The organism is Protofrankia sp. Cas3, from assembly GCF_963555955.1.
In the GTDB taxonomy this organism is placed as follows: domain Bacteria; phylum Actinomycetota; class Actinomycetes; order Frankiales; family Frankiaceae; genus Protofrankia.
This window is the reverse complement of sequence record NZ_CAUVXP010000070.1, coordinates 1-10,245: the sequence shown is the minus strand read 5'-3', so window position 1 is coordinate 10,245 and position 10,245 is coordinate 1. Positions and strand designations below refer to the sequence as shown.

General features: G+C 68.5%; 7 protein-coding genes. 2 read left to right on the top strand and 5 right to left on the bottom strand.

Annotation, left to right across the window (positions count from 1 at the left end; all coding sequences use genetic code 11):
* Positions 1-17 precede the first annotated feature (17 nt).
* Positions 18-1,274 (top strand): APC family permease, encoded by a 1,257-nt coding sequence (locus tag U9983_RS14580; RefSeq protein ID WP_322754552.1) that lies wholly within the window; start codon positions 18-20, stop codon positions 1,272-1,274.
* A gap of 94 nt (positions 1,275-1,368) precedes the next feature.
* Here U9983_RS14580 and U9983_RS14575 read toward each other — a convergent pair whose 3' ends face one another.
* The 3 genes from U9983_RS14575 to U9983_RS14565 all read right to left on the bottom strand — a co-directional run bounded on the left by U9983_RS14575 (position 1,369) and on the right by U9983_RS14565 (position 2,745).
* On the bottom strand, positions 1,369-1,971 hold the full coding sequence (locus U9983_RS14575) for a hypothetical protein (protein WP_322754551.1): 603 nt from the start codon (positions 1,969-1,971) through the stop codon (positions 1,369-1,371).
* Between the two features lie 71 nt (positions 1,972-2,042).
* Positions 2,043-2,366, bottom strand: a complete 324-nt coding sequence (locus U9983_RS14570) for a hypothetical protein (RefSeq protein ID WP_322754550.1) — start codon at positions 2,364-2,366, stop codon at positions 2,043-2,045.
* Between the two features lie 76 nt (positions 2,367-2,442).
* Entirely contained in the window at positions 2,443-2,745 is a 303-nt protein-coding gene (locus tag U9983_RS14565) for a WXG100 family type VII secretion target (protein ID WP_322749096.1), read from the bottom strand.
* A gap of 596 nt (positions 2,746-3,341) precedes the next feature.
* Here U9983_RS14565 and U9983_RS14560 point away from each other — a divergent pair.
* Complete coding sequence (locus tag U9983_RS14560; RefSeq protein WP_322754549.1) at positions 3,342-6,581, top strand: bacterial transcriptional activator domain-containing protein; 3,240 nt, start codon at positions 3,342-3,344, stop codon at positions 6,579-6,581.
* Positions 6,582-6,629: 48 nt separating this feature from the next.
* On the opposite strand, the gene U9983_RS14555 is transcribed toward U9983_RS14560, so the two are convergent.
* Positions 6,630-8,756, bottom strand: a complete 2,127-nt coding sequence (locus U9983_RS14555) for a protein kinase domain-containing protein (protein WP_322754548.1) — start codon at positions 8,754-8,756, stop codon at positions 6,630-6,632.
* Between the two features lie 200 nt (positions 8,757-8,956).
* The coding region (locus tag U9983_RS14550) for a WD40 repeat domain-containing protein (protein WP_322754547.1) at positions 8,957-10,245 on the bottom strand (1,289 nt) is incomplete at its 5' end.

Sequence of the window (10,245 nt, the reverse complement as noted above, 5' to 3'; positions counted from 1 at the left end):
CAGGAAGGCGATGACTCATGACTGACGCGGAGCCGGCCGGCTCGCTCCAACGGCACCTTGGCCCGGGTGACGCGGTGATCATCGGCCTTGGATCGATGATCGGCGCGGGTGTGTTCGCGGCCTTCGGACCGGCAGCGGGCGCCGCGGGAGCCGGCCTCCTCATCGGTCTCGCGATCGCCGCGGTGATCGCCTACTGCAACGCGACGTCGTCGGCCCAGCTGGCAGCCCGCTACCCCGAGTCCGGTGGCACGTACGTGTACGGGCGCCGCCGCCTCGGCGCCGTGTGGGGCTATCTCGCCGGCTGGGGATTCGTGGTCGGCAAGACCGCTAGCTGCGCCGCCATGGCCCTGACCATCGGGGCCTACGCCTGGCCGCAGCATCCCCGCCCGGTCGCGGTCGCCGCCGCGGTGTTGTTGACCGTGGTCAACTACTTCGGGATCGCCAAGACCGCCCAGCTGACCCGACTACTGGTCGCGCTGACCCTGATCGCGTTGACCCTCGTGGTGGTCGCATGCCTGGCCGGTGGCACAGCGGACGCCGATCGGCTGAGCCCGATCTGGCCAGGCAGCGGGCCGGGCGCTGTCCACGCTGTCCTGCAGGCCGCGGCACTGCTGTTCTTCGCGTTCGCCGGATACGCGCGGATCGCCACTTTGGGTGAGGAGGTCCGCGACCCCACGCGGACGATCCCGAAGGCGATCCCTGCCGCGCTCGGACTCGCGGTCGGCGTCTACCTCCTTGTCGGGCTGTCCGCCCTGCTGGCCGTCGGCCCCGACCGGCTGGCGGCCGCCGTTGACCCACTCGCCGTCGCGGTCAGCGCCGGCAGGCTCCACTCCCTGACTCCCGCGGTCCGCGTGGGCGGGGTGGTGGCGAGTCTCGGGGTGCTGTTGTCGCTCCTTGCCGGGGTCGGACGCACCACCCTGGCAATGGCGCGCGAACGGGATCTGCCCGGCTGGCTCGCCGCGGTGCATCCAACCCACGGCGTTCCGCACCGGGCTGAATTGCTGCTCGGTGGCGCGGTCATCGTCATCGTCACCGTGTCCGATGTCCGGGGAGCAATCGGATTCTCGAGCTTCGCGATCCTCGTCTATTACGCGGTCGCCAACGCCAGCGCCTTCACCCTGGACGGCCCACAACGGCGCTGGCTACGCCCGCTCGCGCTGGTCGGCGGCGCTGGCTGTGTCGTCCTCGCGTTGACCCTGCCGGTCGCCAGCATCCTCACCGGGCTCGGCGTTCTCACCGCCGGCATCGCCGTACGGGCCGCGCGCCGGCCATAACCCGGACGACCCCGCCACCTGAACAGCCGACCAACTGACCAACTGACCAACTGACCAACCGTGCTGTCAGCAGGATGCCACGAGCTGGCCGCCGTCACGGACGAATCGGAAGGTTGACGAATCGGAAGGTTGAGGTCACCGCATCGAACAGGTCGTGCAACGCGTCCACAAGCACCATGTTCGGACTGGAGCAGGCGACCAGGGCGACCTGGCCCGACTGTGGGATGGGGACAAAGGTCTGCATTGTCGTCGTCCTGATCCAACCGGCCCGATCAGGCAATGTGAGGTCCTCGACACCGTAGGCACGGGCGGCCTGCCCGGCCTGCGGAAGATCGACGAGTGCCACCGTGGTCCAGGTGTCATCCGGTGATCGGGCGACCTTCTCCGTCAGCGTGGCCATAATCGCGCCCGGGGTGACGCCAGCGATCCGGTCGCCATCCGCGCGGTCGCCATCCGTGCGGTCGCCGCCGGGCGCGGCAAGCACCGAGACGGTCACTCCGGCGGACAGGCCCGTGCCTTCAACCGCCTCGGCCATGACCCCGCAGAACAGTGCACCACCAGCAGCGGCGTCGCTGGCCGCATGGCGCAGTATGCGGGAGATCGCCGCGCAGTGCCCGGCGAGTTCGGGGACACCGCGCGTGCGCTCGCGGACCAACGCGTCGATGGATGCCCGGCGGGTCACCGGGTTCAGGTCCACCTCGAACCAGGTGTCCGGAATGGTGATCGAGAACCCGGCGGTTGCCGGCCAGCTGGCTGCGGTGTGGTTACTCAGATCCCCGCCACCCCCTCATCCGTGGGTTGTGACGCCCGGTTCAGGTTGGTAGCCAGGTCGGTGTCGACCTGGCGCAGTGCCCGCGCGGATTCCGACGCCATCGTCGCCAGCTTGTTCGCGTTGTCATCGATCTTCTTGCGCCCGTCGCTCCAGTCGTGCTCGAAATCGCTGAGTGCGTTCTCGATTTCGGCCGAGCCCAGCTGGCCCCGATAGTGGTCGAGCGTCGAACGGGTCGCGTTCATCGTCGATCGGATCGATTCCAGATTGCGCGCGAGGGAGTCCAGACCCGGAAGATCGACCGACAGGCGGTCAGCAGTCATCGAAACCCACCTCCGTTATGTGTAGGCCTGTACACGCGAAGCCTCGTAATCGGCGGCCGTGGTGGAGCCCGGCCTGCTAACCCTGCCCCCGAAGCGAGTTCGCGAGCTGGGTGTCGGCGGTACGGAATGCCTCCGCGGCCTTCGTGAGGTACCCGGCCATACCGTCCAGGCCGCCCAGCGTGTTGGTGACACCGGTGTTGAATCTGTCGTAGGAGTCCTGAAACTGCACGCTCGACTGGTCGGTGACATAGCCGCCCGCGACCAGCGCGTCGACCGTCTTCTTCAAGGCGTTCAGATGCGTCTCGATGTCGGTCTTGCCGTTGCGGAGTCTGGTACTGGCGTCGTCCATCTCGGTGTAGGTGACGTTGAGATTGGGCATCGTCTCCGGCCTCTTTCAGGTAGGTGGGCTGGCGTTGGCGGAGTGGACAGGCTTCGGCGCGCGCTGTCACAGCGCGGCGGATCGTCTGGTGCAGGGTCGTTCCGTCCCGCAGCGGATCTCGTCCGGTGGTCATCGAGTCACCACCGGTGCTTCATTTCTGCCAAGAGTGGCGTAACAAGCACTTTGCGTGCCACAGTGTCGTGGTACCGCGCTCCATCAGATAGCCACATATCGTGCTACATCCTGCGCCAGCGGATCCACTCCGTAACAGGTTCGCTGCGACAAGCATCTCACAGGGCGCGTCCCGTTGATACGGTTACGAACGTTTTTGTATGAATCTACTGTTTTGTCGTATCTGCCAGCGCGGCCAGAAGGAGGCCTGGTGTCCGCTCCGACGATAGATCAACATGTCGTTCGGCAACTATCCGGCTCCTCGGCGAGGCTGCTGCGCCCGTCGCCCGCACCGAGCCGTACCCGCCGACCCAGGTGCAGCGCGCCTAAAAACGACGTCCAGCGATGACGAACGTGTCAACAGTGACGACGTTTATCCACAGCCCGGATGAAAGCCTGGTCGGCCCGAACCCGGGGGGAAGACGATGGGAACCGTGACGCCGTCCCGCCGCGACCATGCCGGACCATCCGGCCGCCGGCATGCACGGCCGGCGACGCGGGCTGCTCACCCGCTCGTCCCGCGGCGGGAACGGCTGCGCGCCGTGCGGGCGGTCACTCTCCTCACCGTGATCATAATTGGTGTGCCAGCCATGCTGGTGCTGCTGGTCGGTTTACCGATTCCCGGGGTGTGGGCTCCTGCCTGGGCTCCTGCGAACAGGATCGACCAGGCGACCCTGATGGTGATCCTGTCGGGCGTGGTGTGGCTGGCGTGGGCGCACTTTGTCATCTGCGTCATCGCCGAGTGGCGGTCCGGACGGCGAGGCTGCGACCGCCCGCCACGGATCCCACTCGGCGGCGGTTCGCAGACGCTGGCACACCGTCTCGTCGCCGCCACCCTGCTGTTCTCCGGCACCGCCATCCTGCTCGCACCCGGCGCGGACGCGCCCGGGCTGCATCCCGCCATCACGGCTTCGGCTGTTCGGCCCGAGGCTGTTCGGCCCGAGGCTCGTGGCACGGCCGGTGACCGGCCGGTCGGGGACGGCGTCATGGCGGCGGCCACGAACGTCGATGCCGCGATCATCGCTGCCGCGAGTGCCGTCACGCCCTTGCGGGGCGTCGCCGGGTCCGCGCTGCTGGCGGCGGGAGTGGTGGTGGCCCTGGCCGGGCGGCGAACACGGGCCAGCACGGATGATCCGATCGAGAACATCGAGACCGCCCTCCGCCTTGCCGCAGATGTCGGGGCGGCCCGGTTTGTCGACCAGGCGTTACGGGTACTTTCCGCGAAGCTGACCATGGCCGGCCGCACCCTGCCGTCGGTCTACGCGGCGACTCTCACCGACTCCACGCTGCTGCTTCACATCGCGCCAGCCGAAGTCGACGAGCCGCCGGCACCATGGCGGGTTGGCCAGGCGCCGGGTCACTGGCTCATCGACCGGATCGCCGACACACCCGACGGCCTGCCCACCGGTGTCGGTGCCGGGATTCCGGCGAGCACACCCGCCCCGTACCCGGGCCTCGCCACGGTCGGCACAGATGACCATGGCTCCCAGATTCTCGTAGACGTCGAGGGTGCCCCGGGAATCATCAGCCTGGGCGGGGATGTGGCCGTGGCCCGCGAGGTAGCCGTGTCCATCGCGGTGGAACTTGCCACGAACCTGTGGTCGGATGAGCTGCGCGTCCACATGATCGGTTTTCCCGGCGACCCCACGCCGATCGCCCCGAACCGGTTGCGGACCGGTACCAGCCTCGGCGAGGTTCTGAACGAACTAACTGATCGTGAGTCACGACGCGCCACCACGGCCGGCGATGAGAACGATCCGAACACCACCTTCGGCGCTGCGCTGCGAGGCCGGCAGGCTGCGCGGACCCAGGCGCTGTGGGCGCCGGACCTGCTGGTGCTCGCTGCGCCTCCATCCGACGACGAGGTCGCGCGGCTGTCGGTCCTCGCCACAGGACGCACCCGGGGCGTCGGCGTGATCATGGTGGGCGACACAAGTGCTGCCCGCTGGCGCTTCACGGTCAGCACCGATGGCAGGCTGTCCCTCGGCGTTCTCGGGTTCGACGTCAACGCTCTGACGCTGCCGGCGGACGAGTACTCGGCCATCGTTGAGATGTTCCGGGGGACCGACGTCGATCCAGCGACCTGGACAACCCGAAGCCCCACGCCACCCGCGCTGCCAGCGGGTCCGGGCCAGACGGACGCCTCGGGCCAGACCCAGGCGTGGATCTCTGCGACGAACGCGCTGGGTGCAGGTCGGCCGGGCACCGAGATGGTCAGGTTTACGGTCCGGGATTCAGCAGCCGCCGCGCTGGCTCCTGCTCCTGCTCAGGGAGGAGTACCGGCACCCGTCCCGTGGGTTCCAGACATTCCGCCGCGAGTGAGCCCGCCGGTCCCCGAGCTGCCGGCCGTGTCTCGTCGAGCGCCCGACCGTCGCAGACATCCAGCGGTACCGCCCATCCCACCGCTGCCTCCCCCACCTCCGCCACCGCCACGCGCGCCACTCACGGCCCCACGGCCCAGGCCCCCGATGCCCCCGCTGCCCCCCGGTGAGCGGCCGGTAGCGCAGAGCCCATCACATCCGCTCGGTGTCCGGCCCGCGGGGTCCGCGGGGTCCCAGACGATCCCGACCGGAGGGCTGCCAGTGCTCCCGCCGCCGCGTTCCTTTCCGGTCCGGGCAGCGCCCGCCGCACGCGCTGAAGCTCCCCCGATGGTGCTGCCGCCTGCGGCGCCGCTGGCCACAGCGCCTCTGGCCACAGCACTGCCGGCCACCGCCGTACCGGGTCTCTCCCCGTGGGAGGCTGCGGCCCGGCGCCCACCGCCGGTACCTCCCCCCGGCGAGGAATCTCCACGCGAAGAAACCCAGCGCGAGCCACTCCCGCGCGACGAACCCCCACGCGAAGAAGCCCAGCCCCGCGCGGCAGAAACGCCACCGCTGGTGACAGTGGACCTGTACCGGCCGAACGACGCCGAGATCCGCGTTCTGGGGACCATCACCATCGACGCTCCCGGTCCGTTGGCGCCCGATCGCAGGGACCTGTTGACCGAACTGGTGGTCTATCTCGCCCTGCATCGCAACGGGATACCCACCAGCGACCTCAAGACGGCGATCTGGCCACACGGAGCGTCCGGCGAGGTGGTGGCGGCGGCACTCGACGACGCCCGCGCCTGGCTCGGGCCAGCCAGCGGCGGTGGTCCGCGCATCACCATCAGCGACGACGGATGCTGGCGGCTCGCGGACGATGTCCGGTGTGACTGGGACCTGTTCATCGCCTACACCCACCGGTCCGGGTGGCCGGATGTCAACACCGATGCCAACACCGATGCCGAAGAGGACCTCATCACCGCGTTACGGCTGGTCACCGGGCCGCTGTGGACGAACCTACCCGATCACCGCTACGACTGGCTGGCCTCGAGCCCGATCAGAACGTCCATAGCGACCACAGTTGTGGATGTTGCCCACCGGCTTGCCCAACTCACGCTCGGCTATGGCGATACCGTGACCGCCGTTGCGGCATGCCGGACCGGCCTGCGCGCCGTACCGACGGCCGAGGTCCTGTGGCGAGACCTGTTGCGTACGGTTGCCGCCCGGCGCGACCGCAAGGCGCTGGAAGCCGTGATCGGCGAGACGTACCGGGTGATCGCGCCACCGCGAAGCGGTCTGAAGGCTCAGGCCGAGACAGAGGCGCTGGTACGGGAACTGCTGTCGGGATTGCGCCGCCGATAACCGGGGCGCTACCGATAGCCGGGCCCGGGGTCCGCGGGCCGTAGAGGATCAGCCGTACGGCCCGTTGACCCGGTACGGCGGGGGCGCGGAAGGCGGCGGTTGCCACGGCCCCGGCATCGGCAGCATCGGGCCGCGGGCACGGGCGCCGAACAGCGCAAGTACCGCGATCGCCGCGAACGCGGCGAGATGAACATCGGGCAGGTTCAGGTTGGTTCCGCCAAGGGGCGCGAGAATACGCGGCGAAATTGGGAGCATGAACGACGGCGCCTTGAGCCGCAGCAGCGCCACCGCAACGGTGGCCCTCGCTGCGAACAGGAAGAAACGGTCCGACCGGCGATCACAGAGCAGGCCGAGTGCCACCAGCCCGATCACCACGGCGAAGCTGTCCACCACATAGATCATGAGTCTCGGCTGGAACATCTCGAGTGCGCAGACACCGGCCGCCACCGCCGCGATGAGAAATGTCGCGCCTCCGGACGGCGCCAGCAGACTGGCAAGAAGCAGCATCCCTCCGATGACGAGCGTTCCGATCAGACTCCGCTGGTCGGAAAGGACGTAGGCCTTCCAGAGGGGATTGGCTGGGATGAACAGGACGACGCCCAGCCCGACCGCCAACGCGACAAAAGCCGTCCAGCGTCCGGAGCTCCAGCCAGCCGTCCAGCCTCGCCAGGCGAGAACGACGGTCATGGAAACCGCAGCTCCTATCATGATCATCCACCAGCCTGCACGGCGTGGCTCATGAATGATCTCGCGGGTCCAACCGAGTTCCGCCAGCGACATCACGGACAGGCCGACGACGCAGCCGCTCGCGAAGTCACGCCCACTACCCCACCGGTTTGCGGCCACCAGAGCGATGAGCGCCACCGGCAATGCCAGGAACGCTATCCCGAATTCGCCGAAAACATCCCATACATCACGATTCCGGTAGAGTCCGGGCGTCCGCAGCGCCGAGGGAATCAGCGTCAGGACAGCTGCCACCAGCAGGACGCCCAGAACCGGCGTCGCCATCGGCACGGAGCGGCCGAACCAGCCCTGTTGAGGTGGGCCCGGGGGGTCGAGAATGCCGCGCACGTCGGGCGCGGCCGGCGGCGCAGCCCGGGATGCGGTTGGCAAAGGCGGCTGCGGTGTCCGCAGCTCCTCCTGGGCGGGCCGCTGCCAGTCCGAGGGTTGCGGTGCGGGCGGAAATCCGGTACTCGGGGGTCCGGCGTAGCCCCCCGCCCCTGGTGGCGGTGGGGTCTGCCAGCCCAACCACGGAGCTTCCCGGCGGGTGGCGGAGGGCTGCGGCAGCCCGTACGGGTTTGCCGGCGGCGGGGCATCGCCACCACGGACGAGACGGGTGGCGATCTGCTCGGATTCGGTTATGCCGTGGATGTGGTGGCCGGTGAGACCCGTCACCACATCGGCCGCGGTGGGGCGCTCGGCGGGTGCCTTGGCCAGCGCCCTGGAGATCACCGAGGCGACCGCTACCGGCATGCCAGCAAGATCGGGAGGACCGCCGAGGACCCTGGCCATCGAAGCGGTCGGGGTCTCGGCGGCAAAGGGATGCCGGCCGGTCGCGGCGTACGCGACGCAGGTCGCCCAGGCGAAGATGTCGGCGGCGGGTCCGGCACGCTCGCCGGAAAGCTGCTCGGGTGCCATCCACGCGATGGTTCCGATGCTGAAGCCGGTTTTCGTGTTCACTGTGGCGTCGGACAACCGGGCGATACCGAAGTCGATGACCTTCGGCCCGTCCCATGCCATGATGATGTTCCCGGGTTTGAGGTCGCGGTGCACCACGCCGGCGTCATGGATGACGACCAGGGCCTCGGCCAGCCCGACGGCGAGGCTCATCAGCGCGTTGCCGTCCAGGCGGCCACGTCGGCGCACGGCGTCGGCCAGGCTCACCCCGTCCACGTATGCGGTCGCCATCCACGGACGAGGGGCGTCGACATCCGCGTCGAGCACTTCGGCCACGAAGGTGCCACGAACCCGCCGGGCGGCCGTGACCTCCTGCCGAAAACGCGCGCGGAACTCAGGATCCGCGGCGACGTTACGATGCGGGAACTTGATTGCCACCGGCGTGTCGTCCGGGGCGAAGCCCTGGTAGACGACGCCCATGCCGCCTTCACCGAGACGGCCGTGCAGGCGGTACGGCCCGACCGAACGCGGATCGTCAGCAGCAAGCGGCGCGAGCACCCGATCCCCTCTCGCCGACCCCGATCACGTGCGGAGATTACCCGACCGCACAGGCCCCACCCGCATCCCGGTCATAAAGCCGTCGGAAACCTGGTCGGTACCCATCGGCTCGCCGTATGATCCGGACCCCGTGATTCTAGGCGCCTGTGGCGAAGTTGTCCATTTTAACCGAAATGTGCGGTTGTCTTCCATGCGGATCTTCAGCTGGTGCAGGTGTCCGCATAGGGCAGATCATGTGTGTACAAAGTCCAGGTCTCCTGGTCCAGTGAGGTTCCAGCAAACGCGCATGCCCACGGCAGCGCGTTCGTGCGCAGCGTGTCGAAGACGGAGACATCCCAGATTTGAATGGTACGATCATAGCTCCCGGTGGCGAGGGCGTGGCCGTCCGGTGAGAACGCCACCGACGTCACAGTGCCGGCGTGGCCCCTGAGCGGGATCCCGAGGAGCTGGGGACCGGTCGGGGTCGTGAGATCCCACAGGCGAACGGTCTTGTCATTGCTGCCGCTGGCAAGGATGTGGCCGTCGGGCGAGAACGCCACCGACGTCACAATGTCGGTGTGACCGGTGAGAGGCGGACCGATGGGGCGAGGCCGGTCCGGGCTGCTGACATCCCACAGACGCACGGTGCCGTCGTAGCTTCCGCTGGCGAGGGTACGGCCGTCGGGCGAAAACGCCACCGACGTCACCGCACCGGTATGGCCGGTGAGAGGCGAACCGACGGGGCGGGGCTGACCCGGGCTGCTGACATCCCACAAACGGACGGTACTGTCGTAACTTCCGCTGGCGAGCGTATGGCCGTCGGGCGAAAACGCCACCGACGTCACAGTGCCGGTATGGCCGGTGAGAGAAATGCCGATGGACTGAACACCTGCCGGCGTGGTGAGATCCCACAGGCGGACACCGTTGTCGTTGGTACCGGCGGCGAGGGTATGGCCATCGGGCGAAAACGCTACCGACGTCACCGCGCCGATACGGCCAGCGATGGGATCAGTAAACGGCGAGCCGACGGGCCGGGATGGTTGGCTCGGCCTGGTGAGATCCCACAGGCGGACGGAATTGTTGTCGTCGTTACTTCCGGTGGCGAACGTATGGCCGTCAGGCGAAAACGCCACAGCCGTCACCGCACTGGTGCCGCCAGTGGCAGGTGGGCCGACGGGCCGGGATGGTTGGCTCGGCCTGGTGGGATCCCACAGGAGCACAGTGCTGTCATTGCTGCCGCTGGCAAGAGTCCGGCCGTCCCGGGAGAACGCCACCGACGTCACCGCGCTGGTCAGGTCGCCAGGAGACGCACTGGTCAGGCTGCTAGGAGATAGGCCGACGGGGTGGGGTGGTTGGCTCGGGCTGGTGAGATCCCACAGGAGCACAGTGCTGTCATTGCTGCCGCTGGCAAGAGTCCGGCCGTCCCGGGAGAACGCCACCGCGGTCACGACATCGGTGTCGCCGGCGAGAGGTGGATCCACCAAGCGCTGCTGGCCCGGGTCACTGACAT